The organism is Chloroflexota bacterium (assembly GCA_026708035.1).
In the GTDB taxonomy this organism is placed as follows: Bacteria; Chloroflexota; UBA11872; order UBA11872; family UBA11872; genus JAJECS01.
Genome location: JAPOVQ010000017.1, coordinates 93,260 through 118,863 on the forward strand (window position 1 = coordinate 93,260; position 25,604 = coordinate 118,863).

24 protein-coding genes are annotated in these 25,604 nt (G+C 68.6%); 13 read left to right on the forward strand and 11 right to left on the reverse strand.

The window, feature by feature from the left end:
* Positions 1-35 precede the first annotated feature (35 nt).
* Positions 36-1,394, reverse strand: coding sequence for a chromosomal replication initiator protein DnaA (gene dnaA / locus OXG33_07985; protein ID MCY4113861.1), 1,359 nt, complete (start codon positions 1,392-1,394; stop codon positions 36-38).
* A 400-nt stretch (positions 1,395-1,794) separates the two neighbouring features.
* On the opposite strand from dnaA, the gene OXG33_07990 reads away from it, so the two are divergent.
* Together OXG33_07990 and OXG33_07995 are read left to right on the forward strand one after the other, a co-directional pair.
* Positions 1,795-1,941 (forward strand): hypothetical protein, encoded by a 147-nt coding sequence (locus OXG33_07990; protein ID MCY4113862.1) that lies wholly within the window; start codon positions 1,795-1,797, stop codon positions 1,939-1,941.
* Between the two features lie 104 nt (positions 1,942-2,045).
* The gene (locus OXG33_07995; protein ID MCY4113863.1) at positions 2,046-2,204 is read left to right on the forward strand and encodes a hypothetical protein; all 159 of its coding nucleotides are present in this window, start codon (positions 2,046-2,048) and stop codon (positions 2,202-2,204) included.
* Between the two features lie 7 nt (positions 2,205-2,211).
* Here OXG33_07995 and OXG33_08000 read toward each other — a convergent pair whose 3' ends face one another.
* Together OXG33_08000 and OXG33_08005 are read right to left on the reverse strand one after the other, a co-directional pair.
* Entirely contained in the window at positions 2,212-2,781 is a 570-nt protein-coding gene (locus OXG33_08000) for a VTT domain-containing protein (GenBank protein ID MCY4113864.1), read from the reverse strand.
* A 213-nt stretch (positions 2,782-2,994) separates the two neighbouring features.
* On the reverse strand, positions 2,995-4,596 hold the full coding sequence (locus tag OXG33_08005; GenBank protein MCY4113865.1) for a thiamine pyrophosphate-binding protein: 1,602 nt from the start codon (positions 4,594-4,596) through the stop codon (positions 2,995-2,997).
* Positions 4,597-4,934: 338 nt separating this feature from the next.
* Between OXG33_08005 and OXG33_08010 the strand changes: the two genes are divergently transcribed.
* The 8 genes from OXG33_08010 (at position 4,935) to OXG33_08045 (ending at position 13,280) form a co-directional block, all read left to right on the forward strand.
* A complete protein-coding gene (locus tag OXG33_08010; GenBank protein MCY4113866.1) occupies positions 4,935-5,381 on the forward strand; it encodes an OsmC family peroxiredoxin in 447 nt (148 codons plus the stop codon).
* A gap of 120 nt (positions 5,382-5,501) precedes the next feature.
* Complete coding sequence (locus OXG33_08015; GenBank protein MCY4113867.1) at positions 5,502-5,744, forward strand: hypothetical protein; 243 nt, start codon at positions 5,502-5,504, stop codon at positions 5,742-5,744.
* 218 nt (positions 5,745-5,962) lie between these two features.
* Entirely contained in the window at positions 5,963-6,964 is a 1,002-nt protein-coding gene (locus OXG33_08020; protein MCY4113868.1) for a mannonate dehydratase, read from the forward strand.
* Positions 6,965-7,216: 252 nt separating this feature from the next.
* Positions 7,217-8,059, forward strand: a complete 843-nt coding sequence (locus OXG33_08025) for an SMP-30/gluconolactonase/LRE family protein (GenBank protein MCY4113869.1) — start codon at positions 7,217-7,219, stop codon at positions 8,057-8,059.
* Positions 8,060-8,225: 166 nt separating this feature from the next.
* On the forward strand, positions 8,226-8,777 hold the full coding sequence (locus OXG33_08030; GenBank protein ID MCY4113870.1) for a MarR family transcriptional regulator: 552 nt from the start codon (positions 8,226-8,228) through the stop codon (positions 8,775-8,777).
* A gap of 218 nt (positions 8,778-8,995) precedes the next feature.
* Positions 8,996-10,855, forward strand: a complete 1,860-nt coding sequence (locus tag OXG33_08035) for an ABC transporter ATP-binding protein (protein MCY4113871.1) — start codon at positions 8,996-8,998, stop codon at positions 10,853-10,855.
* 17 nt (positions 10,856-10,872) lie between these two features.
* Positions 10,873-12,726, forward strand: coding sequence for an ABC transporter ATP-binding protein (locus OXG33_08040; protein MCY4113872.1), 1,854 nt, complete (start codon positions 10,873-10,875; stop codon positions 12,724-12,726).
* An 8-nt stretch (positions 12,727-12,734) separates the two neighbouring features.
* A complete protein-coding gene (locus OXG33_08045) occupies positions 12,735-13,280 on the forward strand; it encodes a GNAT family N-acetyltransferase (protein ID MCY4113873.1) in 546 nt (181 codons plus the stop codon).
* A gap of 247 nt (positions 13,281-13,527) precedes the next feature.
* Here OXG33_08045 and OXG33_08050 read toward each other — a convergent pair whose 3' ends face one another.
* From OXG33_08050 to OXG33_08070, 5 genes are all read right to left on the reverse strand, one after another.
* On the reverse strand, positions 13,528-13,989 hold the full coding sequence (locus OXG33_08050; GenBank protein ID MCY4113874.1) for a VOC family protein: 462 nt from the start codon (positions 13,987-13,989) through the stop codon (positions 13,528-13,530).
* A 13-nt stretch (positions 13,990-14,002) separates the two neighbouring features.
* Positions 14,003-15,655, reverse strand: coding sequence for a hypothetical protein (locus OXG33_08055; GenBank protein MCY4113875.1), 1,653 nt, complete (start codon positions 15,653-15,655; stop codon positions 14,003-14,005).
* A gap of 137 nt (positions 15,656-15,792) precedes the next feature.
* Positions 15,793-17,601 (reverse strand): ABC transporter ATP-binding protein, encoded by a 1,809-nt coding sequence (locus OXG33_08060; GenBank protein MCY4113876.1) that lies wholly within the window; start codon positions 17,599-17,601, stop codon positions 15,793-15,795.
* A gap of 18 nt (positions 17,602-17,619) precedes the next feature.
* Positions 17,620-19,368, reverse strand: a complete 1,749-nt coding sequence (locus tag OXG33_08065; protein MCY4113877.1) for an ABC transporter ATP-binding protein — start codon at positions 19,366-19,368, stop codon at positions 17,620-17,622.
* Positions 19,369-19,506: 138 nt separating this feature from the next.
* Complete coding sequence (locus OXG33_08070) at positions 19,507-19,875, reverse strand: hypothetical protein (protein ID MCY4113878.1); 369 nt, start codon at positions 19,873-19,875, stop codon at positions 19,507-19,509.
* A gap of 182 nt (positions 19,876-20,057) precedes the next feature.
* Between OXG33_08070 and OXG33_08075 the strand changes: the two genes are divergently transcribed.
* The 3 genes from OXG33_08075 to OXG33_08085 all read left to right on the forward strand — a co-directional run bounded on the left by OXG33_08075 (position 20,058) and on the right by OXG33_08085 (position 22,786).
* A complete protein-coding gene (locus OXG33_08075) occupies positions 20,058-21,107 on the forward strand; it encodes a hypothetical protein (protein ID MCY4113879.1) in 1,050 nt (349 codons plus the stop codon).
* A gap of 107 nt (positions 21,108-21,214) precedes the next feature.
* Positions 21,215-22,120, forward strand: a complete 906-nt coding sequence (locus tag OXG33_08080) for a CehA/McbA family metallohydrolase (protein ID MCY4113880.1) — start codon at positions 21,215-21,217, stop codon at positions 22,118-22,120.
* Between the two features lie 192 nt (positions 22,121-22,312).
* Positions 22,313-22,786 carry an isoprenylcysteine carboxylmethyltransferase family protein gene (locus OXG33_08085; protein ID MCY4113881.1) on the forward strand — a complete coding sequence of 158 codons (474 nt, stop codon included), beginning with the start codon at positions 22,313-22,315 and terminating at the stop codon, positions 22,784-22,786.
* A gap of 61 nt (positions 22,787-22,847) precedes the next feature.
* Here the strand turns inward: OXG33_08085 and tpiA are convergent, their stop codons facing one another.
* From tpiA to ftsY, 3 genes are all read right to left on the reverse strand, one after another.
* Entirely contained in the window at positions 22,848-23,609 is a 762-nt protein-coding gene (gene tpiA, locus OXG33_08090; protein MCY4113882.1) for a triose-phosphate isomerase, read from the reverse strand.
* A 160-nt stretch (positions 23,610-23,769) separates the two neighbouring features.
* A complete protein-coding gene (locus OXG33_08095) occupies positions 23,770-24,549 on the reverse strand; it encodes a sugar phosphate nucleotidyltransferase (protein MCY4113883.1) in 780 nt (259 codons plus the stop codon).
* Positions 24,546-25,499: a signal recognition particle-docking protein FtsY gene (gene ftsY, locus OXG33_08100; GenBank protein ID MCY4113884.1), complete on the reverse strand. Its 954-nt coding sequence runs from the start codon at positions 25,497-25,499 to the stop codon at positions 24,546-24,548. Before ftsY ends, OXG33_08095 begins: the two co-directional genes overlap by 4 nt.
* Between the last annotated feature and the right edge of the window lie 105 nt (positions 25,500-25,604).

Genomic DNA, 25,604 nt, shown 5'->3' on the forward strand with positions numbered 1-25,604 from the left:
GAAGCGTCCCACCGCATATGTCGGGGGCAGATCGGCTAGGCGATGTCCGCGAGCTGGGCGCGAATGGTCTCGATATCGTTCTTGAGACGGTCGTCCAGTTGAATGAGCCGCTCGATCTTGCGGCAGCCGTGAAGGGCGGTGGTGTGATCGCGGCCGCCGAGGGTTCGCCCAATCTCCGGCAGCGACAGGGACGAGTCGTTGCGAAGCAGATACATCGCCACCTGGCGCGCGTGGGCGGTTGGGGCGTCCCGCCGGGACCCGGAGAGATCCTCGAGCGGCACGGCAAAGTGCGCTGCGGTGCGGTCGAGCACGTGGCGTGCGGCGATCGGGCGTGGGTGCGACGCGGCGCCCAGACCGTCGAGAGCGCGAGCCGCCGTATCCGGCGTCAGCGGCAGCCCGCTCAACTCGGCATAAATCAGGGTGCGACGCAGGGCGCCTTCGAGCTCACGCATGTTCCGGCGGACGCGGTGCGCCAGGAAGTCCGCCACCTCGGATGGCAGCCGGGCGCCCTCGCTCGCGGCGATGGTCTCCAGGATCGCCCGCCGGAGATCGAGGTCCGGCGCCTGCAAATCGGCGACCAGCCCGGACTCGAAGCGGCTGCGCAGGCGCGCGAAGAGACGGGGAATCTCCGACGGCGGCTGGTCGCTGCTGAGCACGATCTGGCGGCCCTGGGAATACAGGGCGTTGAACGTATGGAAGACCTCCTCCTGTGAGGTTTCCGTCCGCGACAGGAACTCGACGTCGTCGATCAGCAGGACGTCGACCGAGCGATAGCGCTCGCGAAAGCGGCGCGCGCGGGCACCGCGATCCTCGGTGCGGATCGAGTGCAGCAGGTCGTTGGTAAACGTCTCGCACGGGACGTAGAGCACCCGGGCGTCGGGGTCGCGGGCCGCGATGGCATGGCCGATCGCATGCAGCAGATGGGTCTTGCCCAAGCCCACGCCGCTGTAGAGGAATAGCGGGTTGTACACGTGGCCCGGCGCCTCGCAGACGCGCAAGGCCGCGGCGTGGGCGAGCCTGTTGGCCGTGCCGACGACAAAGCGCTCGAAGGTCAGCCGCGGGTGCAGCCCCACCGATGGCCTCGGCGCAGAAATCTTGGGCGCGGGGTCGGCAAGTGCGGGCGACGTGACGGGAGTCGCGGCCGGGCTGACAACAATAGTAACGGCCACGTCACGCCCGGAAGCTTTCGACGCCGCCCGCGTCACAACATCGCGGTAGCGGCGGTCGACGATCTCTTTGGCGAAGACGGTCGGAACGCCGACCACGAACTCGCCGTCGCTCGACTCCACCAAGCGGGCGCCCTGAAACCAAGCGAGATACTCGGCCTTGGGCACCTCGACCTGTAGCACGCCGAGCGCGGCTTCCCACGTGCGATTGGGGAGGACTTCGGCCAACGGCGTGACGGCTCCTAGGGCATGACGGGAGGCTATAGGGTAGCCGTAGCCGTGGGGGGGTCGCAACAGCGCTCCAAACCTGTTAGCGCCGAAAATGTCCAAAGTCACGGCAAAGATTCTTAAGGCACGCCGCAGCGGTCACGCCGGGCGATACAACGGTGCGAAGCTCCCCGCGGCGACGACGACTCCTGGAACTGCGCACGAACCGAGAGGGCGGCCGCTCACGCGCCTGAGCCTGCCGGAGAAATGGGGCGCGCCAACGGGTGTGGCAAGTTCGCCCACGCCGCCGGCGACGGACCAGAGGCGACCCGGCCGCCGCTTAATGGCGCCGCGACCTGAGACACCGAACCGTTACAGAAGTATGGAACGACGATGCACGGCTCCGGTGGGACGAGGTGGATTGCCCCGAAACCAAGGCGATCCCCAGGGTTGCTGGGAGCTTGAAGGACTGCTGGTGCCCGGCAGCGGGCCCGTCGACCCGTCGGTGAGCTTGAGCACGCCGGCGCTGACGACTGCGGCCGGCAGGGCCACGCCCGAGCAACCGTGACCCGGGGCGACTGCGTGCTCGGCTCACCGATCGCAGCGAGTGAAGCCGGAGGGCGGCGATATACTTGGGGCGACGCGGTCCGCGGCGAGGAAAGGTGGTCGACGATGCGGGTGATCACGGGCTTGCTGGCGGGTATTGGGTTTTTGGTGGTGCTGCTGTTCCTGGCGGCCATCGGCCTCTTCGCGTATGACGAGCTGAGACGCCGCGTGGCCGGCGACGATGGTGGCGAACCCGAGGCTGCTGCGGAGGCGCCGGCAGGCTGAGAAGCGCCTACGCGCCGAGGAGCCCGAGCCATTCGATGCCCAGGGCCCCGGCGAAGGCGAAGCCGATGTTCTTGATCGCGCGCCCCGGCCACGAGGCGGCGATGAACTTGACCACGCCAAACCGGCTGGCGCCCGCAATCATTCCCGCCACGTCGAACACGGGGTTTGGGATCATCGCCAGGACGAACAGCGTCGCCACCCCGTGCCGATCCATCCAGCGCTTGATTGCCGCATAGCCCCGCACGTTCTGCACCACCCCGCGCCCGCTCCAGCCGATGTAGTAGCCCGAGAGCTCGCCGATGGTCTGGCCGGTAGCGGCCACAAGGCCCACCAGCCACGGATTGAGGGCGGCGCCGAAGGCGGCCACGCTCACCGCGCCGGGCGCGGGCAGGATGACCGTGGCCGCGGCGACGATGGTGATGACGAAGACCGCAAGGTACCCCAGCCCGGCGAAGCGCTCCTGCACCTGCTCGCTGTAGATCACGGCCAGCACCGCGATGGCGAACACCGCCGCTAATCCCAGGATCTGGGCCGCCCGCCGCAGCCACGTACGGGCGCCGGGCGAGCTAGCGGTCACGGAGCGACGAGTGGGGAGGGCTGCCGAGCGGGCGACCTGCGAACCGCGGATGCCGGGCCAGGGGATTGGTAGGGGCGGGTGTCAAACCCGCCCGTGCCGCGCCGGCGCCTCGCGGAGCTGTGGGGACACTCGCGCATCCCTCTGTCATTCCCGCGAGGGCGGGAATCCACCCCCCACTCACTTCGCGGTCGCGCATGGCCTCCGCACCGGTCGTCACGGCGAGACCGGATCGAGGTGGTATTCGATCAGGGTGGGGCCCGGTCGGTCAAGCGCGCGGGCGACCGCCTGCGCCAGCGCGTCGGGGCGGTCCACCGCCTCGGCGTTTGCCCCATAGGCCCGACCCAGGGCCACGAAGTCCGGATTCTGCAGCCGCACGTCGACGCTGCGGCCGCCGAAGATGTTTCGAAAGTGCCCGTCGATGGCGCCGTAGGACTGGTCGTTGAACACCACCGCCACCACCGGCACGGTCTCGCGCATGGCCGTGTTCAGCTCTTCCGAGGTGAACAGGAAGCCGCCGTCGCCGCTCAGCGAAACCACGGGCCGCTCGGGGCAGGCGATCTGCGCGCCGATCGCGGCGGGCAGGCTGAAGCCCAACGTGCCGAAGTAGATGGGAAACATATAGGCGCGGGGCACGTCGACCGGGAACAGCGTCGCCGCGTGGTAGCTGGTGAGCGTCATGTCGTTGACCAGCACCGCATCGGCGGGCAGCACCTCCCGCAGCGCGCCCAGGATGGCCGCCGACCGCGGATCGTCCAGGGCGTCCTGCGGCAGGCGGCGCAGCTCGTCCACTTGAGCTTCCAGGCCGTCGTCGATCGGCGGCGCTTGGTCGGGCAGCGCTTCCAGCAGTTCGCTGAGCGCCGTGGCGGCGTCGGCGTGCAGCGCCACGCTGACGGGGTGCCAGCGCCCCAGCGCGTCGGCGTCGCGGTCGATCTGGATCACCGTGTGCGCCAGAGGCATGCGCCCGTCCTCGGTCATGCGCGCCCCAAGGCGGCAACCGACGACAAGGACGAGATCCCGCGTGCGTAGGAACTCGTAGAGACTCTCGTCGCGGCGGTTCTTGCACCCGAGGGCCAGCGGATGCGACTCCGGAATCGCGCCCTTGCCGGTCTGCGCCGTCAAGACCGGGGCGTGCAGGCACTCGGCCAGAGCGGCGGCCTCAGGCCCCGCGTCCATGGCGCCGCTGCCCAGGAAGAGCAGGGGCGCGTCGGCGTCCGCCAGCAACGCCGCGGCGCGATCAACCGCCTCGGGTGAGGGCGCGCGTGGGGTGACCTGCAGCGGCTCGGGCAGCGCCACGTCGTCCGTGGCCGTGAGCAGGTCGAGCGGAATCTCAATGCTCACCGGTCCGGGCCGGTCGTCAGCCATGGCCCGCAGGCCCCGCTGGATGGCGTGCGGAATATCAGATACCGACTCGACGAGCTGGTGATGGGCCACCAGCGACCGCAGCAGACCCGATTGGTCGCGCAGCTCGTGGAGTTCACCGGTTTCCGCCGGCTCCGACCGCACGCCCAGGGCGGTGGCAATATGCAAGACGGGTGACGACTCGCCGTAGGCCTCGGCCAGCCCGGTTGATGCGTTCGTGATGCCCGGTCCCGTGATCGTGACCACGCACGCGGTGCGACCCGAGGCGCGCGCGTAGCCGTCGGCCATGAAGGCCGCGCCCTGCTCGTGACGCGTAATCACCAGCCGCAGGTCGGGCGCGTCCAGCAGCGCGTCGTACAGCCCGCCGTTGTGCACGCCCGGAATGCCGAACAGCGTGTCGATCCCGGCCCGGCGCAACCCGGCGACGACGGCCTGCCCGCCGGTGAGCTGCGGCATGGGGAGCGCTCCGGGTCTGTGCGGATCGTGCCGCGACGGTCGCCAGAGCAAGCGTAGCGCCTGCAAGGCAACCGGAGGCGCGCTCTAGTGGGCGCGCCACCCGATTCCCCCTCATCCTCACCTTCTCCCACCAGGGGAGAAGGGACCGGACGCCATGGCGCTCGGCGGCCGATTGCGACGGCGCAACGCCCAGGTGGTGACGGCTGACCCCCTCTCCCTGGGATGGGAGAGGGTTGGGGTGAGGTCGCTCCTCTTGTGACTTGCCCGGCCATGGGTGCATTCGCACAATGACCGCGACCCCGCCGAGCGGGAACCCTGAGGCTGCGAAAGGAAGACCCATGGCTGACATCACGCGACGTGCGGACGCGGTGTGGACCGGCGATCTCGTCGGGGGCAACGGCGAGTTCTCGGTCGGCAGCGGCGCCATTGCGACCCAGGGCGTCACCTGGGCCGCCCGCACCGAGGAGCCCGAGGGCAAGACCAGCCCGGAGGAGCTGATCGCCGCGGCGCACGCCAGCTGCTACGCCATGGCGCTTTCACACACGCTCACCGAGGCCGGCCACCCACCCACGCGGCTCGAGGTCTCGGCCGTGGTCACGTTCGCGCCCAAGCCCGGCGGCGGCATGATGGTGGCCTCGAGCGCCCTCACCGTGCGGGGCACGGTGGACGGCCTCGACGCCGACGGCTTCGCCGACCTGGCCGCACAGGGCGAGCAGGGCTGCCCGATCTCCAACGCGCTGCGCGGCAACATCGAAATCACCCTCGACGCCGCGCTCGCTGGCTAACGGACACTTAGCGGCGGGTGCTTTGGTAGGGGCGGTTCGCGAACCGCCTCTACGAGGCGTTGAGTCATCCAAGGGCCGGACGACACACGAGACGGGGACGTCGAAGGGAATGAAGTACGAGTGAGCACAACCAACTGGCCCGGCGCAGCTGACCTGGAGGCCGCGCTGCAGCGCCTGCTCGACGCCATCGACCAGGGCGGCGGCCCCGAGGTCGCCTCCGCCCTGGCCGAGGTCGACCGCCTCACCGCCAACCTGGACCGCACCGCCCCCGCCCGCCTGCGCCACTTCATGGCCCAGCGCGCCTACCAGAAAGCCCTGGCCGCCCTGCGAGGCGAAGCGACCGAGGGGCACCGGCCGGGATGACGAGACAATGAAGCGGAAGAGGCAGTCGAGCAGCGACGTCTCTCGGAATCCGCCGCTCCGTCAGATGGAAGAGGAGCCGTGGCGCGAGATCCTTCACTATGGGGAGCACCGCGCGAGAGAGCAGGGCCTCGGCCCTGCGGATGTAGCGCGCGTGGTCGAGGAGTACCGGGCCGAGGGCGGACCTCGTACCAAGTGAATCCGAACCGCACGATGACTCCATGATCAAGCTCGGACTGCGCTACGCCTCGACCTCCCGCGAGCACCTGCAGCTGGTGCGGCAGCTTGGCGTCCAGGGCGGCACGTTGCGCTGGATCCGGTTTCCCGGGGCGGAGGCTAGCGGCGGCCACGTGGACCGGGACGGCTTTCGCGCGCTGCTGGGGCGCTTCGCCGAGTTCGACCTGGCGCTCGGCGGTATGGAGCTCAGCCGCCCGCTGATTGCCGGCGTCCTGCAGGGCGACGCGGAGCGCGCCGCTGGCGAGCTCGAGGCGCTCTGCGAGACCGTCCGCCTGCTGGGGGATCACGGCATCGACCTGCTCACCTGCGGCTTCGCCATCGCCCATGCCGACGAGGCGCAGCACGACTGGCGCGGCTACCGCGACGAGCCGCTGGGCCGCGCCGGGGCCGTGCTGCGCACCTTTGACGCCGACCGGCTCGACGCCGGCGACCTCGTCACCTGGGGCGGCAACGGCGCCGACGGCCCTCGCGTTGACGAGCCGGAGGTCTGGCGCCGGCTCGACCGGTTCATGGACGCCGTCCTCCCCGCGGCCCGCGCCGCCGGCGTGCGGCTGGGCTTTCACCCCAACGATCCCCCGCTGCCGGTCTACCGCGGCGTGGCCCAGCCGTTCGCGACACCCGAGGGGCTCGGGGTCCTGCTCGACCGCTATGCCGACCCGGGCGTCGGTCTGCTCTTCTGCCTGGGCACCCTGCAGGAGTCCGGCGGCGACATGACCGGCGCGCTGCGTCGCTTCGGCGCGCAGGGCAAGCTTTTTGCCATCCACTTCCGCAACGTCCGCGGCACCGTGCCCCGCTTCCACGAGGTATTCCCCGACGAGGGCGATTTCGACGCCGCCGAGCACATGCGCCTGCTGCACGAAGCGGGCTTCGACGGCTACGTCATGCCCGACCACTACCCCGGCGTCCTGGGCGACACGCCGGACAACGACCTTTCCCGGGCCTGGTGCCTCGGCTACCTTCGCGCGCTGATCCAGTCCACCGCCTGATCGGTCGTCGTCCGCTCGCGGGACGCAGTTTTGGCCTCTCCCTTCAAGGGAGAGGCAGGTCTCGGCATCCATGCCGAGACCGGAGAGGGTCAGGCCCCGCCGCGGCTTTGGATCGACGGAGGACCCCCACCCCAGCCCTCCCCCTGCTAGGGGGAGGGAGCAAGACCGCTAGGAGAAGGAATCGGCCGGTTGCCGCCCCACCCGCGTCGGGGCATGCTCGCGGGTGGGGCGCGGCGCACGGGGGCGAGGCAGATGGCGGCGGAATTTCAGGGGCCGGTGGAGCTGTGGGTGGACCGACTGCTGTCGGCCGAAGGGCCGGCCATGGATGCCCAGGGGCGGCTCTACGTGGGCGACAGCACCGAGCACACGCTGTGGCGGGTGTCGCGCCACGGCGGCTGCGAGCCGTATGTGCGGCTGGCGGCGCCCAACGGGACGGCGGTGCACTGGAACGGCGACTGCTATGTCACCGACCTCTTCGGCTGCCGCATTGCCCGCGTCACGCCGTCGCGACAGGTGTTCACCGTGGTCGACGAGTTCGAGGGCGGGCCGCTCGGGTCGCCCAACGATCTCACCTTCCATCCCACCGGCGCGCTCTATTTCACCGCGCCCAAGGGCCACTACGCCCAGGACCCGCCCCCCGGCCGCGTCTATCGGCTGGGTCCCGGCGGGGATGTGCAGCTGGCGGCGGACGTGGCCTGGCCCAACGGCGTCAACGTGAACGCCGACGGCTCGGTGCTCTATGTCGCCGACTCGCACACCGGCGAGGCGCTGACCTACGACATCCGCGCCGACGGCTCGCTGGCCAATCGCGGCGTGCTGGCGGACCTGCGCGAGGGCCAGGACAACTGGTGGGCCCCCGACGGCATGTGCCTGGACATCGAGGGGAATCTCTACGTCGCGGTCTACGGCGCCTACCGCGTGCGGCGGGTGACGCCAGAGGGCGAAATCGACCTGGACATTCCCGTGGGACACGAGAAACCCGCGAACTGCTGTTTCGGCGGACCGGACAACGACGAGCTGTTCATCACCTGCCGCGAAGGCGCGCTCTACCGGGTCAAGATCGGAATTCCGGGCCTGCCGCTGTTCGGGCCGTAGGGCTTCCAGGGGCGGCCCGACCCCCTCTCGCCACCGTGGGAGCGGGTTGGGGTGAGGGGGAGACACGGCGCGCCTCGGTGGCCCAGGCTGCGCGCAGCCCGGGACCCGCGACGCTCTCAACAATCCCCCTTGACACAATCGTCCGGTCACCGTACGATCTGCCATCATGACGGTCCGTGAAATTGACGAACGAGCCGAGACCGACAGCGTCAACGGGGCGACTGACGCCCTCAGGCAGACCGCGCGGCAGCTCCTGGTGCTCGGCCGGCGCATGGGGCGGATTGCGATGCGGTTTGCCGCCGCCCATGCGGATGAGCTGGAGCTCACCATGCCGCAGCATCAGGCGCTGCGCGCCTTGCGCCACCGCAGTTGCCGCATGAGCGATCTTGGCGGCCGACTGATGGTGAGCAAGCAATGGGCCTCGCAGAGCGTCGATTCGTTGGTTCGCGCGGGCCTGGCGACGCGGGCGGAGGACCCGGATGACCGCCGCCACGCCGTGGTGAGCGCCACGCCGCAGGGGCTCGAGGCGCTCGAGGCCCACGAACAGGCCCTCGCCACGTTCCTGGCGGGGGCGCTGGACGGGATGCCCGCCGAGGCGCTCGAGCGCCTCGATGAGGCGTTGACCGAGTTGAACGCGCACATGGCCCGGCGCCGTGACGAAGGCTATTTCCGCTCGCTGCGAGAAGCGGGCAAGCGTGAATCCGGAGACAAGGCATGACTGACGGACCCCCCTCATCCCAACCCTCTCCCGCCGAGGGGAGCGGGGGCAGGCGCGGGCGGCGCCGCTCGGAGTCTGAGCCGGATCCCGCTGAGGGCAGAGGCGGCCGTCGCCGTGGCCCCGGTGGCAGGGCCCGCCGCGGCCGTGGCGGCGGAGACGGCCCGCCCGGCGACGAACGAGGACGCGGAGGGCGAGGGCGCCGTGGCGGCGGCGGTCCCATGGGACCGCCCGACGGTCAACCGCCCATGGGCGGACCCGGCGGAACGCGTCCCGAGCCGCGCATGGCGCTGGGGTCGAGCCAGCAGGTCTTGCGACGTCTGGCCACCTACGCGCTGCCGCACTGGCGGCTGGCGGCGGGGACGCTTGTGGTCACCCTGCTGGCGACGGCAGCCGAGCTTGCGATTCCAAAGGTGCTGGAAAGAGTCGTCGACAGCGGGCTCAAGGAAGGGCTGGTCGCGGTGCTGGTCGTGCTGGCGGCGATGGTCGTGGCACTGACGGCCGTGAAGGGCACGGCGCAGTTCGGGCGCCAGTTTGCGTCGGAATGGCTGGGCCAGCGGGTCGTGTTCACGATGCGCAACCAGCTCTATCGACACGTGCAGAGCCTGTCGTTTGGCTATCACGACCGCGCGCGCACGGGCGAGTTGATGTCGCGGACGACGAGTGACGTCGAGCGGGTGCGCCGCTTCGTGTCCATGGGCGCGTTTCAGCTCGTGCAGATCGTGCTGCTGCTTGTGGGCGCCGCCGTGATGCTGTTTGTCACCGACTGGCAACTGGCGCTGCTCTCCTTGCTCACCGTGCCGGTGATGGCGGTGATGGCGGTGAGGTTCGCGCACCGCATGCGCCCGCTGTTCCAGGCGGTGCAGGAGGCCTGGGCGGACCTGAACGCCACGGTGCAGGAGAACCTGGCGGGCGCGCGCGTGGTGCGGGCATTCGCGCAAGAGGGAATGCAGCGGGCGCGCTTCGAGCCGGTGAACAAAGAGGTCACTGATCGCAACGTCGAAGTCATGCGGTTGTTCGCCATGCGCATGCCGCTCTTCATGGCGGTGCTGGGGCTGGGGCAGGTGGCGGTGCTGTGGTACGGCGGCTGGAAGGTGATCGAAGGCGAGGCGACGATCGGCACGCTGCTGGCGTTCAACGCCTATCTGCTCCTGTTGATGATGCCGGTGCGGATGCTGGGCATGACCATCAACGGTTTTGCCCGCGCCGTGGCCTCGGGCAATCGCATCTTCGAGATCCTGGACGAGCACTCCGAGGTGCAGGAAGCCGCGGACGCCGTGGCCTTGGACGAGGTGCGAGGCGAGCTGCGATTCGACGGCGTGTCCTTTGAATACGAAGGTCAGCAGGTGCTGGACGACCTGTCGTTTCGGGTGCGGCCCGGCGAGGCGCTGGGCATCGTCGGCGGCACCGGCTCGGGCAAGAGCACCATCATCAATCTGTTGCCGCGGTTCTACGATCCGTCGTCCGGCCGCGTGCTCGTCGACGACGTGGACGTGCGGCAGGCGCGGCTGGCGTCGCTGCGGGGACAGATCGGCATCGTGCATCAGGAGCCCTTCGTCTTCGCGACCAGCCTTCGAGAAAACATTGCCTATGGACGACCGGGGGCGACCGACGAGCAGGTCGAGGCCGCGGCTCGTGCGGCGCAGATCCACGACTTCATCGCGGGCCTGCCCCAGGGCTATGAGACTTCCGTGGGCGAGCGCGGCGTCACGCTTTCGGGCGGACAAAAGCAGCGGATCGCCATCGCGCGGGCGCTGCTGCTCGACCCGCGCATCCTGGTGCTCGACGAGTCGACCTCGAGCGTCGACACCTGGACGGAGCGAGCCATCCAGGAAGCCCTGGCGGATGCGCAGCGCGGACGCACCACGCTCATCATCAGCCAACGCATTCGCAGCGTGCGCGACGCCGCCGAAATCATCGTGCTGGAGCAGGGACGCATCGTGCAGCGCGGGCGACATGAGGCACTGGTCGAGCAGGAAGGCCTCTACCGCGACATGTGGATCACCCAGGAGGCCGAGGCCGAAGAGCTGCGTGACGCCCAGGCGGCGCCCGCCGCCCCGACGCAAGGAGGAGCGGGCTAATGGGTATGCAGGGACGCATGATGCTGGGTGGCATGGGCGACGACACCAAGGCCTATGACCACCGGATCGCGCGGCGGCTGCTGGCCTACCTGCTGCCGCACCGGCGACGGCTGGCGGTGGTGCTCGCGCTGGTGGTGCTCGCGGCCGCTGCAGCGAACGCCGGTCCGCTGCTGTTGAAGATCGGCATCGACGATGGCATTTGCGGCGGCGTGCAGTCGTGCGACGACCCCGGCCTGGGCAACGGCGGCCTGCTGGCAATCGTCGGGATGGTTTACATCGGGACGCTGGGCCTCATGTGGGCGCTCAACTATTTCCAAGTGCTGCTCACGGCGGCTATCGGGCAGGCGAGCCTGCGCCAGTTGCGCAACGACATGTTCGCCAAGCTGCAGCGGCTGTCGCTCTCCTATTTCAGCCGGCATCCGCTGGGCGCGGTGATGTCCCGCATCACCAACGACGTGGACGTGATCAGCGAGTTCGTGACGCTCGGCGTGACGTCGCTGGTCGGCGACGTGGTCATGCTGATCATCATCGTCGGGATGATGTTCGGGCTGGATTGGCGGCTGGCGCTGGTATCCCTGTCGGTGATGCCGCTGATGTGGCTGGCGAGCCGGGTGTTCAGCAAATGGGCGCGGAACGCGTTTCGCCAGGTGCGCTCAACCGTCGGCGATGTCTACGGCAACTTGCAGGAGAGCATCGACGGCGTGCGCACGGCGCAGTCGTTTGTGCGCGAGGACCGCAACGCCGCCGCCTTCGAGCGAACCAACCGGCAGAACGTGGACGCCAGCGTGCGCGCGGGTGCGATCGTGTCGGCGTTCATTCCGGTGGTGGACACGATCTCGGCGCTGGCGACGGCGCTGGTAATAGTGGTGGGCGGCAGCTTCGTCATCAACAACGAAATGCAGATCGGCACGCTGGTGGCCTTCATCGCCCTGATCGCGCGCTTCTTCACGCCCATCCAGCAGCTCACGCGGTTCTACAACCAGCTCCAATCCACCATGGCCGCGGGAGAAAAGATCTTCGAGCTGATCGACGAGCCGCTGGACGTCGAGGACCGTTCGGAGGCGCGGGCGCTGCCGCAGATCCAGGGGCGGGTCGAGTTCGATAACGTGACCTTCGGCTACAACGGCACGGACGTGCTGCACGACATCTCGTTCGACGTGGAGCCCGGGCAGCGCGTGGCCCTGGTGGGACCGACCGGCGCCGGCAAGACCACGACGGTGAATCTGCTCGCCCGCTTCTACGAGGCGGGCCGCGGCGCGATCCGTATCGACGGGGTGCCGTTGGACACGGTGACCCAGGACTCGCTGCGTGGCCAAATGGGCATCGTGCCGCAGGACAGCTATCTGTTCTCGGGCACGATTCGCGAGAACATCGCCTTCGCGCGGCCCTACGCCACCGACGAACAGGTCGTGGAAGCGGCGGAGGCCGTTGGGGCGCACGAGTTCATTCAACGGCTGCCGGAGGGCTACGCCACCGACGTGCGCGAACGCGGCGCGCGACTCTCGGTGGGGCAGCGGCAGCTCATCTGCTTCGCCCGGGCGCTGCTGGCGGACCCGCGCCTGCTGATCCTGGACGAGGCCACCTCGAGCGTGGACGCCCACACCGAGCAGATCATCCAGCGCGGGCTCGACCGGCTGATGGCGGGGCGCACGTCGTTCGTCATCGCGCACCGGCTGGCCACGGTGCGGGGCGCGGACCTGATCCTGGTGTTCCAGGACGGCCAGATCGTGGAGCGCGGCGGCCACGACGAGCTGCTGGAAGCCGGCGGGCTCTACTACCAGCTCTACACCACCGGCTTCCCCGGCGACGAGACGCCGGAGCAATCCACGGCCACGGAGGCCACGGTCCTCAACCGCCGGATGTGGATGTAGCCGGCGCGGTGCAACTGCGCGCGGCCACGGTGGCGGATGCCGCGGCAATGGCCGAAGCCCACGTGCGCGCGTGGCAGACCGCGTTTCGCGGGATCGTCCCGGACGAACGGCTGGACGCGCTGCGGGTCGAGCGGAGCGCCGACCGCTTTCGCGGGTATCTGGCGCCAACGGAGTCCGACGACCAGCGATTCATCCTCGCGGTGTCGGGTGACACGGCGCTCGGTTTCGTGGGCTTCGGCACCACGCGCGACGAGGACGTGGATCCCGCCCGCGTGGCCGAAGTTCGCGGGCTCTACGTGCACCCCGCACACTGGCGGCGAGGCGTGGGCCGGCGGTTGCTGCAGGCCGCCATCGACGAACTGACCGCCGACGGCTACGACACCGCGACGCTCTGGACCCTGGCGGAGAGTGAGGCGTCGCGGGCCTTCTACGAGGCGCAGGGATGGCGGACCGACGGGGTCGTCACGCCCTGGGAAGACTGGGACGGCGTGCCGCTCGTGCGCTACCGGATCGGGCTCCCTCAGGCTGACTCGAGGAGGGCAAGAGACCCGTAGGGGAGGGCCGAAAGACCTCTTTCATCGAGGCTCGCGCCCCCTCCGTCATTCCGGCGGACGCCGGAATCCAGTCCGGTCGGATCTCGTGGCGCGACGGTTGATTGGGGTCGGGCGGGACTCAGGCTCGCCCTTCCAGATTCGGAGAAGTCGCCGACGGCGGGAATCCAGCCGACGTCAACCTGCCGACCCAACTGCAGAGGCGAACTGCGGACCACCGTTCCCGGCCGCACTGCGGCGGGCGCTGGCACTACTCCACCGCCACCGGCGCGCGGATGTCGAGCTCGACCGTGATGCCGTCGGGATCGCGCAGGTAGAGCGTTCCGGTGCCTTCGAACTCGCCGGCCGTTTGCCAGACGGGCGCCTCGCGGTGGAATGACGCACCCAACTCCTTCAGCCGCGCGACGGCCGCGTCCCAGTCGTCCACGGTCAGGCACAGGTGTGCGTTGCCGGCGTTGTAGGTCTCAAGATCGACGCGGCCCGGCGGCGGCTCGTAGTAGCGCAGCAGCTCCAGCTCGACCTCGGTGCCCGGCAGTCGGAACAGCGCAATCTCCAGGCTGCAGTCGGCGTAGCCGATGATGTCGCTGATGTAGGGCTCGTCGTAGCGGCGGCGGAAATGGGGGCCCTCGCCGAGCAGGGCGCTATAGAACGCGACGGATCGGTCCAGGTCCGCCACGGTGAATCCCACGTGAACGACCTTGGTCACACCCATGCGAACTGCCTCCTTAGTTTCGGTAGCGCACGTGCGCTTCGAGCTTCTCGATCTGGACGGGCTGGGGTTCGGGCGTGCCGCGCGCGAGCCGCACGCCGACCAGATTCTCCCCCACCGCGAACTGATTCGGCTGGGCCGCATAGACCAGCCAGCCGTCCTCGACGGTGGGCGGTCCGAGCCGCAGGTTGTTGAGCCGGATTTCGACGCGACTCGCGATCGCGCGCGCTGGAGGCTCGTTCATCAGGCTGCGGTCGGGATGCCCGATCTGGGCGATTTCCACGGGGTCCAGCCGCTCGTCGGCGGGGAGTGCCTTGGCCGCCGGGTCCGAAAGCAGCACGCGCACGTCCACGCTCGCCAGGAGCTCGGCGTCGCCCGCCAGGTCGTCGGCCACGTACAGCGTCAGCAGCGTGTCGGCGGCGCCGTCCCAGGCCAGCGGGGCGGGCAGCGGCGCGAACATGTTGGAGTTGAAATACATGTTGCGCGGCGTATACCAGCCTTCCGGGTTGGGGATGACGATTGGACCGTGACCGCCGCCGCGCCGCTGCACGACGAAGGTTTTGTCCTTGCGGTGGAAGCCGTCCGGCTCGGCCAACTCGATATAGGCCCGGTATTGGGCCTCCGCCGCCGGCCAGTTCAGGGCCTTCAGGCCGATGCGCTCAGCAGACTCCAGCGAGCTGTGCTCCCAGTTGAACGTCTGCACGCCGTCCGCGCCCTGGTGGAACCAGTTGGCGAATACGCCGCGAAACACTTCGATCGGCGGCCACATGTAGCCGTCGGAGGAGTGGTGGTCGTCGAGGGCCGGGTAGAGCTTGATCGGCGTCCCCGCCGTGATGCGCCGAAACGCGGCGATATCCACATCGAACGAGCGGCAGCCGATGACCATCACGTCGACGAGCACCTCGCGCGCCCAGGTCTCGATGTCGATGCCGTCGAAGTGGCAGCCCATGAGGTTTTCGGGGACCCGCACCGCCAGCAGCAGCGGCCGGCCGCGCGCTTCGGCCACGTCAAGCATCATGCGGCGCACCTTGCGCATGAAGGTCGTCAGCCGGTCCCGCAGCTCCCACTGCCGCCCCCACGGCAGCACCAGCGGGATGCGCGCGAAGTCGAGCGTGACGCCGTCGTAGTCGTAGTCCTCCGCGATCTCGCGCAGGATGCCGAGCTTGTAGTCGTGGACCTCGTCGAGAGCGAAGTTCCAATAGCCGTTGGCGTTCCAGGTGGTCATGAGCAGCTCCGGGTGCTGCTCTTTCATGGGAATCGGGCTCACCGGGCCGAGATCGTTGTCCGAGCCGTTGATGCGGTAGAGGTGGAAGTTCTCCAGGCCGCGCTGCCGCGACGCGTCCAGGAAGATCTGCAAGATGTTGACGCCGTCGTCCGCCCACTGGCGGAATCCGGGCGCGTCGATCAGGACTTGGGTGCGGCTGGGAAACGGCGCCTGGTGCCCCTCGTTCCAATCCCACCACATGCTGTCCAGGCGCACGGCGGGGTCGTCGGCCCACTCGAACTTGAACGCGAGAAGGTCGTCGATGTCCTTGATCGGAAAGTTGGCGCCGTCGCCCATGATCACGTCGAAGTGGACCACGATCCGCCGCCGCCGCTCGATGGCGGCCAGGTGGTCGTCCGAAAGCTCGACCCGCGCATCGCCGGGCGACGAGAACGGCTCAGCCATGCGGCCCTCCGACGCGGCGCGAAGCCCCCTCACGGTGCGCCCCTAGCGGCCCGGCGTCAACCGTCCGAGGATGGCCGCCAGCGCGGTATGACCGGCCAGGTGCACGCAGGCCCCTGGCGGCGGCCGTTGACTCAAGATCATTCGGTTTCCGGACTTAGGACCGAGCGCGCATAGAGCGAGTGGTAGAGACCACACTGCGCCAGCAGTTCCTCGTGCGTTCCCTGCTCGACGAGGCGACCGTCGTCCAGGACCAAGATGCGGTCGGCGTTCCGCACCGTCGAGAGGCGGTGGGCAATGACGAAGGAAGTGCGCCCCCGCAAGAGGCGGTGAAGGGTCTGCTGGATGTGCACTTCCGTCTCCGTGTCAACGTTGGCCGTCGCTTCGTCAAGGATGAGGATTCGCGGATCTCGCGCCACGGCCCGGGCAAAGCTGATGAGCTGCCGCTGGCCGACGCTCAGGTTGCCGCCGCGCTCTTCCAACACCGTGTCGTAGCCGTCGGGTAGGCGCGTAATGAATGCGTGCGCCCCGGCGGCCTTTGCCGCGTTGACGATGTCGCCGTCGGTCAAGTCGGCCCGGTCGTGCCGGATGTTTTCCCGCACCGTGGCCGAGAAGAGAAAAGCTTCCTGCGGCACGATGCCGATCTGCCGCGAAAGGGAGTCGCGGGTGACGTCCCGCAGGTCGTGTCCATCCACGGTCACGCGCCCGCTGGTGACGTCGTAGAGCCGCAGCAGCAGCGACACGAGGGTTGTCTTGCCGGAGCCCGTAGGGCCCACCACGGCCACGGTCTCGCCTGGCTCCACCGCCACGCTGATGTCACGCAGAACGGGTTGCCCGGGTTCGTATTCGAAGTGGACGTGCTCGTACCGGACTCTGCCGGACACTGGCGGCAGGTCCGCCGCGTCCGGCGCCGTGCGCACCTCGGGCTCGATCTCCAGGAGCTCGACGGCCCGATCAGCCGCTACCAACGACCGGGTGAGCTGGCCGAACTCGCCGGTCAGGTCGCGAATGGGCTCGAAGAGCCGCTCGATATACAGCGCGAAGGCGACCAGCAGTCCGGCGGAGAGGGACGCGCCGATCCCTTGGCCGATGACGAGGATGATGAACGCCAGCGCCAGAGCCGCGAGGAGCTCGACGGACGGCCACAGGCCATAGCGGTAGCGGGCGGATCGCAGCGTGGCGTCCAGGTTGTCCCGGTTCACCCTGCGGAAGGCGCGGGTGTTTTGCTGCTGGCGGTTGAGACTCTGCACCACGCGGATACCCGCCACGTTCTCTTGGACGCTGGAGGTGACGTCGGCGATGGTCTCGCGGGCTCTGCGAATCGGCCGGTGGGCAATCCGACGCCAAAACGCCAGACTGGGAATCAGCAACGCCGCGAACGCCAGCGTGATCGCCGCCAGCAGCGCGTCCATCGCCAGCATCGCGGCCGCGATGCCGAACACGCTCACGAAACTCGCCAGCGACAACGTGAGGATCCAGAGTGAATCCGCCAGCTCCTCTACGTCGTTCTGGACGCGGGACATGATCTGCCCCACCTGGTTGCGGTCATAGAAAGACATTGACAAGCGTTGCAATTGCGCAACGAGTTGGGTGCGGATATCGAGCACCACCCACTCGCTTAGCGTCACCATGGTCCGGCTATGGACTAGTCCCGTGGCCAGGCGGGCTGCGGCGATGAAGCCGAAAAGCCCCACGCTGGCGGCAAATCCAAGCAGATCGTTTCCAGGCGTCGCCAGCAGCTGGTCGATGGCCTGCTTCACCGTCCACGGCAACGCGACGACCGTCCCGCTATAGGCCAGCATGGCGACGACCGCCACCGCCAGCCGCCCGCGGTACGGGCGGAAGTGCCGGAACAGCCAGAGCACCGTCCGCCAATAGCGCGTCTGGCGATTCGGGTCGAGATCAAGTTGCGTCCGGCCGCCGGCCGCCTGAGCGGCTGGTGTCGCCATCAGCCCCAACCTCGATGGTCACGCATCCGAGCCGAACCCGCGCAAGTCATCAGCCGGACGTAGCTGGAGGTCGTGAATCCGGCGATAGGGGCCATCCCGTTGCAGCAGGTCGTCGTGGGCGCCTTGCTCGACGATCCTGCCCTGGTCGAGCACCAGAATGAGGTCCGCGCGTCGCACCGTGGAGAGCCGGTGGGCGATGACGAACGCGGTTCGCCCCCGGAGCACCTGGACCATGGCCTGATGGATCAGCGCCTCGGTCGCGACGTCAACGCTGGACGTGGAGTCGTCAAGAATGAGAATTGGCGGCGCGAGCAGGAGCGTGCGGGCAATGGCCAGTCGCTGTCGCTGGCCGCCGGACAGGGTCGCGCCGCGTTCGCCCACCCAGGTGTCATAGCCGTCCGGCAGGCTCTCGATGAATCCATGCAGTTGCGCCGCCCGCGCGGCGCGAATCACGTCCTCCAATGACGCATCGTCGACGCCGTAGGCGATGTTGTCGCGAATGCTGGCCGAAAAGACGAACACGTCCTGCATCACGATCCCTACGCTGCGGCGCAGCGACTCGAGGGTCACGTCCCGGACGTCCACGCCGTCGATGGTGATGCGACCCGCCGACGCGTCGTAGAACCGGGGCAGCAGGTGCGCGATGGTGCTCTTGCCGGAGCCCGTGCCGCCGACGATGGCTACCGACTGCCCCGGCCGGAGCTCAAACGACACGTCGTGCAGCGCGGGCACGCCGTCGGTGTAGGCAAAAGACACCGAGTCGAACACGACGTGCCCGGTGGCGGACAGCTCCCGGGCATCCGCGGCAACGACAAGCGGATTCCTGGTGTCGAGAACCTCGAATATGCGCGAGCCCGCGGCCATGGCGGTGGAAAAGAGCCGCACCCTCCACTCCAGGCCCCTGATGGAGCCGCCCAGCATCACCAGAAACAGAACAAAGGTCGCCAGCGTTCCGGCGGTGATAACCCCCTGCTGCACCTGCCATCCGCCAACGAGCAGAATCGCCGCCATCAAGGCGGCGTACAGGAAGTTGAGCGTGGCGTCCCTCGTCACGGCGAGACGGTCGGCACGAATGAAACTGGCGGCGACCGCACTGGCCCGCTCCCGGTACAGCCGCTTCTCGTAGTCTTGGGAGCCCAGAACCTTCACCGTTCGAATCCCCGTCAAGCTCTCTTGCAGCGCGGTGTTCATGCGACCGGTCTCCTGGAAGACGTGGGTATAAATCCGAAACAGCCGCACTGCCAACGAGACCCCATACCCCGAGATCATCAGGGAGCCGACGAAAGCGATGAGGCCCAGCTGCCAGTTCAAGCTGAGCATGACTACGACCGGAAGGAAGAACAGCATGACGAACGCGATGCCGTGCATGACGCCGGTCGATATGAAATTGGAAACGGCGTCGATGTCGACCGTGGCCCGAGACATCAAGTCGCCGGTCTTCTGGCGGTCAAAGAAGCCGAAGTTGAGCCATTGCAGCTTGTCCACGAAGTCGTTGCGGAGCCGGTACTCGGTCACCCGGCCAACTCGTTCGGCCAGGTAGAGGCCCAGGTACCCCAGCACCGCCCGGACCAGCCCAGCCGCGACCATCAGGCCCGCGATCAGCACCAGCGAATCTCGGCCTTGCGTGAGCAGCGCGTCCACGGCGTCGCCCACGAGGCGCGGAAGCGCCACGCGCGGCACGATCGAGGCAACCATCACGAAGGCCGTCGCAATGACGAGCGCCCGCTGCGTCAGGGCGTACTTGACGAGTCGGATGAGGGTCGGCATGCAGGTTTGGAGTCTTTAGCGGTCCTGGAGGACGTTTCGGCCGATCAAATCGTGCCGAAACCGCCTGAGCCGTTTGGCGCTGCGTCCTCAACGTTGCTCGGGCGCTGTAGGGGTGTCAATCGGGCCGGTTAGGCACACTTACTCCGGTTCGGAGTACCTGATGGGGCTGCCGCGGCTTGTCCGGAGGTGGGCTGGGACCTGCCTCTTGCGGTAGTACTGCCAGACCGCAAGCTCGGCCTCTCGGCCGTAGAAGCCCCAGCGACCGGAATGCGGCTCTCTGCTGGGAAAGTTCTCCCGCGTGGCCTCCAGCCATTCGTACGGTCGGTAGGCGCCGACCACCTTGGCGCCCACCCGAGCCAGCACGAGGTTGCAGCGCCGCGCCCGTTCGACATCGACTTTCCAGGCGTACTGCACGGCGTGGTAGGGGTCTTGGCCCTCTCCATGGGTCTGGGCGATCGAAATAAGCAACAGGGGCTCGCGTACCTCGAACGGTTCTGCGATGGTCATTGGTCGCTGCGCTCGGAATCTCAGGCAGGACGCAGCATGACAGCACGGAATGAACTTGGCTGGATCGGGCCGCTCGGCACCGCATCGGATATCCTGGCATCCAGGCGGGAGGCGTGGCTCGCGGAGGGGCGCGCCCGGAACCTTCCCGTGCGCCGAACGGGATCGAATGGCCGGAGGCGACGATGCGAGAGGACTACTTCCACCGCGTCCAGCGAGAGACGGCGACGCGGGTGTGGGTGAACAATCCCACCGAGTTCGATTTGAGCGCGTCGGTCGACGCCGGGGCCGTATCCGGCACCACCAATCCGACCTATGGCTCCGTGCTGCTCAGACGCGAGCCCGAGTACGTCGAGCCGATCATCGACGAGGTGGCCGCCGTTGAGTCCAACCCCTATAAGGCCGCCGACGAGGTCTACCAGCGCATCACGCGCCGGTTCATGGAGGGCTTCCTGCCGCAGTGGGAGTCGAGCGGCGGCGAGTGGGGCTTCGTGACCATGCAGGACGACCCCCGCCTCGACGAAGACCCCGACCTGATCGTGGATGCCGCCCTGCGGCACCGCGAGGTCGCGCCCAACTACCTCGCCAAGATTCCGGTCATCGAGTCGGGCATGGAGGCCATGCGGCGGCTGGTGGGCCTCAACATTCCCATGTGCGCCACGGAGTGCTTCGCCGTCTCGCAGGCCGTGGCCATGTGCGAGGTCTACGAGAAGGCCGCCGACGCCACCGGCAACACGCCGCCGTTTTTCATCACGCACATCACCGGCGTCCTCGACGACGACCTGAGCGAGTGGGTCGCGGAGAACGAGATCGACCTCGCGCCGGAGCTGGTGCGCATGGCCGGCTCGATCGTCGCGCGCAGGCAATACAAGGTGATCAAGGAACGGGGCTACCGCACGGTCTTCCTCGGCGGCGGCGTGCGCGGGACGCACCACTACACCGAGTTCGTGGGCGGCGACGCGCACATCACGATGAACTGGTCGACGTTCGACGATCTGATCCAGGAAGACGGGCCGGTCATCGACCGCATCCACTTCGCCGACGATCCCGCCGACATCGCCGAGCTGCGGGCGAAGATTCCGCGCTTCGCCACCGCCTACGACGACGACGGCCTGAGCACGGCGGAGTTCACCGAGTACCCGGCGCTGGTGCGGTTCCGCAACTACTTCATCGACGGCTGCGTGCACCTGGATGACGAAATCGCCAAGCGCCACGCCGCCGCGGCGGTTGTATAGGGGACGGTCTGAAAGTCGGCGTAGGGGCGACGCATGCGTCGCCCCTACACGGAGCAGGACCTGGACTCCGGCGTTCGCCGGATTGACTGAAGGGAAGTGGTAGGGGCATGACGTCAGACGAGCACGCGGGCGATCCCTTTGCGGTCGAGGGCCGCTGGTATCGCGGCAACCTGCACACGCACTCCACCAACTCCGACGGGCGGAAGTCTCCCGAAGACGCCGTGAACTGGTACCGCGACAACGGCTACGACTTCATGGCCCTCACCGACCACAACGTGGTCAGTGACACCTCGGCGCTGACCACCGACGACTTCATCACCATTCCGGGCATGGAAATGCACGGCCCCGACCCGTGGTTGGGGACCAGGTACCACATCGTTGGCCTGGGCATGCACAGCTTCGACCGGGGCGACGAGACCTTGGGCCCGCAGGAGGCCATCGACCGCGTCAACGCCGACGGCGGCCTGGCGATCCTGGGCCATCCCTACTGGCTCGGGCAGACCGCCGCCGACATGAGCGAGCTGGAAGGCTTCGTGGGGATGGAAGTCTTCAACTCCATCTGCGACCGCAACCGGGCCAAGGGCTTTTCGTCGGTCCATTGGGACGACTACGGCGACACGCTGGGCATCACCTGGGGCTTCGCCACCGACGACACCCACTGGATGCTGAACGAGCAAGGCCGCGGCTGGGTGATGGTGCGCACCACCGACTTCAGCCAGCGCGGCTTGCTGGAAGCCCTGCGCGCGGGGCACTTCTACGCTTCGATGGGCCCGGAGATTCACGACGTGCAGATCAGCGCCAGCCACGTGACGGTGCGCTGCTCTCCCGCGCGGCGCGTGTCCCTTATCACCGCCCGGGCGGGCGGAGACAGCCGTCACGTCGACGGCGGCGAGCTGCTCACCGAGGCTACCCTCGAGCGGCGCCAGTCGCCGGCTTATCCCGAGCGCTACCTCCGCGTGGAGGTCGAGGACGCCGAGGGCCGCATCGCCTGGTCCAACCCGCGCCCGGCCTGAGTCGCGGGGGCCCGGAGAGCAGGTCGGGTTCCCTCTCCCTGGAAGGGAGAGGGCTAGGGAGAGGGTCATCCGAGGCTCGGGGCTAGGCTATCGACTGTAGATGCAAGGGTCCCCTTCCAGAGGAAAGGGGCCTGGCCGGCGGGTGGAGGGGTTTTGTCTGACGTTTCCTAGGCCGGGAGGCACTACGAAGGCATGAAGCTCTTCCTCAAAATCGCGCTATTCACGGTGGTGGTGCCGGGATCGGTGGCGGTGCTCGTCCCTTTCCTGCTCGGAGGTGATCGAGTTGTCGCCGGCGGGGCGTGGCTCGGGCTGGCCGCGTGCCTCTTCGCGCTCGGCATCGCGATCTATCTGCGCGCGGTGTGGGACTTCGCCATGATCGGCCAGGGAACCCCCGCGCCAATCGATGCGCCGAAACGGCTCGTCGTCCGAGGGATCTACCGCTACTCGCGCAATCCCCTCTACGTCGCCATGCTCATTGTCGTCGCCGGATGGGCCGCCCTCTTCGGAACGGCCCTACCGCTGGCGTATGCGGCGGGGCTCTTCGTCCTGTACTCGCTGGTTATCCGCTTCCACGAGGAGCCGCACCTCGCGCGCGAGTTCGGCGATGAATACACGGCCTACACGCAGCAGGTCGGCCGCTGGCTGCCGCGGCTGCGGCGACGGTAGGCGGGCGCCGGGGCTCGGGTAGGGGCGGGTTTCAAACCCGCCCAATAGGGCTACGTATTCCCTAAGGAACCGCGCTCCGCGCGATGGCGATGAAGTCTTCGGCCTTCAGGCTCGCGCCGCCCACCAGCGCCCCGTCCACGCCGTCCTGGGTCAGCAGCTCGCGCGCGTTGGCCGGGGAAACGCTTCCTCCGTAGAGCACCCGCGTGCGCTGCGCCGCTTCGGCATCCAGCGCCTGGCTCAGCGCCGCGCGCACCCAGCCGATGGCCTCCGCGGCCTGCTCGGGAGACGCCGTGCGCCCCGTGCCGATGGCCCACACCGGCTCATAGGCCAGCACCAGCGGCTCGGCGGCCGAGGAATCGATACTTGAGAGGGCCGCCTGAACTTGCGCGGTAATCAAATCCCGCGCCCCACCGGCGTCGCGCACCGACTCGGTCTCGCCGACGCAGACGATCGGCGTGAGACCGGCGGCCAGGGCGGCCCGCAGCTTGCGGTTCACCATCTCGTCGGTCTCGCCGAAGTCGGCGCGCCGCTCCGAGTGGCCCACGATCACCACGTCCGCCACGCCGGCCAGCATCGGGGCCGAGATTTCGCCCGTAAACGCGCCGGCATCGAGCCAGTGCATGTTCTGCGCGCCCACCTGCACCGACGTACCCACCACGGCGCGCGCGACGTCGGTCACGGCGATCGCCGGCGGGCAGAGCACCAGGTCGACGCCGTCGGGCAGCCCGGCGCGGATGATGGCGCGCGCTAGATCAACGCCCGATTGCGGCGTGCTGTGCATCTTCCAGTTGCCGGCCACGAGCGGTCGGCGCGCGAGGGCCATCACCTAGCCGTCGCCCATTGGCGGAGCGGGAGGTACATCCGGTCCCTTCTCCCCTGGTGGGAGAAGGTTAGGTTGAGGGGGATTCGGGACAGGGCAGTCCATCGCGTACGGCGTGGAGGAAGGCGGCGCCCTCACCCCCGTATCGAGCACGGGGCAGGCTCTATCCCTCTCCCGTCGAGGGAGAGGGGACCGGACCCGACGGGCTGGGGTAGATCCGGTTGGCGCCTTGTGCCGCCACCAGGTTGCAGGCCTGCAGGTAGTGCGCGATGGACTCGCCGCAGTCGGCCCAATAGCCCTCCAGGAGGTCATGAGTCATCTCGCCCCGCGCGAGGTAGGCGTTGTTCAAGTCCGTGACCTCCAGCTCCCCGCGCGCCGACCGGTCGAGTTGGCGCACAAGGTCGAAGGCGTTCTCGTCGTAGAAGTAGATGCCCGTCACCGCCAGGTTCGAGGGCGGACGCTCCGGCTTCTCGATGAACTGCACGATGCGGTCGCTATCCAGCTCCGCCACGCCGTAGGCCTGGGGATTCTCGACCTCGGTGAGCAGCACCTTGGCCCCGGACGGCTGGGCCTCGAAGCGGCGCGCCGCCTCGACGATGTTGCCGCCGATGATGTTGTCGCCCAGGATCACCAGCATGCGGTCGCGGCCCACGAACGGCTCGGCCAGGCCGATGGCTTCCGCGATGCCGCCCGCGCCCTCCTGGTAGGTGAAGCCCAGGTGGTCGATGCCGAACTCGCGGCCGCTGCCCAGCAGTTGCAGAAAGTCCCCGGCGCTCGAGCCGCTGGTCACGATCAGGATCTCGGTCACCCCCGCATTCACCAGCGTCTCGATGGGGTAGTAGATCATCGGCTTGTCATAGACGGGCAACAGTTGCTTATTCGTCACGCGCGTCAGGGGATCGAGGCGCGACCCCGTGCCGCCGGCCAGAATCACGCCCTTCATGAACCGCGCTCCGTGGCGTCGCCGCTCGCGAGCACCGCGGCCGCGAACTCCTCGGGCTCGAACACGGCGAAATCCTCTGGCTTCTCACCCGTACCGATGAACTTGATCGGCACGCCAAGCGCGCGCGTGACGGCGAACGCCACGCCGCCCTTGGCCGAGCTGTCGAGCTTGGAAACGATCACCCCGGTCACGTCCACCGCGTCGCGAAACGCCTGAGCTTGGCGCAGGCCGTTTTGCCCGGTCAAGGCGTCCAGCACCAGCAGCACCTCGTGCGGCGCGCCGGGCGCCTGCCGCTCGGCCACGCGTCGCACCTTGGCCAGCTCGTTCATCAGGTTGAGATTTGTGTGTTGGCGGCCCGCCGTGTCGGCGATGACGTAGTCGACGCCGCGCGCCTTGGCCGCGTCCAGCGCGTCGTAGACCACCGCCCCCGGGTCGCTGCCCGGCTGATGCGCCACGACCGGCGCTTCAATGCGCTCGCCCCAGACTTGGAGTTGGTCGATGGCCCCGGCGCGGTAGGTGTCGGCCGCGGCCAGGAGCACCGAATAGCCGTGGCTTTTGAGCAGCGTGGCCAGCTTGGCGATGGATGTCGTCTTGCCCGCGCCGTTCACGCCGACCACCAGCACCACCTGCGGCGGATCGCCCGCCGCGAAGGCGCGCTCGCCGCCGCCCAGCTCCGCCGCGAGGCGTTCGCTCAGCAGCGCCCGGGCGGCTTCAGGGTCCTTGATGCCCGCGTCTTGCACGGCCTCTTGCAGCCCTTCGACGAGCTCCAGCGACAGCTCCGGGCCGAGATCGGCTTGGATCAGCAGCTCTTCCAGCTCCTCCCAGTCGGCGTCGTCCAGGCCGCCCCGGTCGAACCAGCGCCGCAGCCCCCCGCCGAAGCGGCGGCGCGTGGGCGCCGCGCCCGCGTCCACGGACGCATCCTTCGAGCGCCGCAGCCGTCCCAGCCGCATCGCTAGTTCCTGACGTGCGCGCGGGCGGCGCGGCGTGCGACGATGGAATCGCACGCGCAAATCTCAAACCGCATCAGGGGGAGCGCAACATGTCGCATGGCGCCC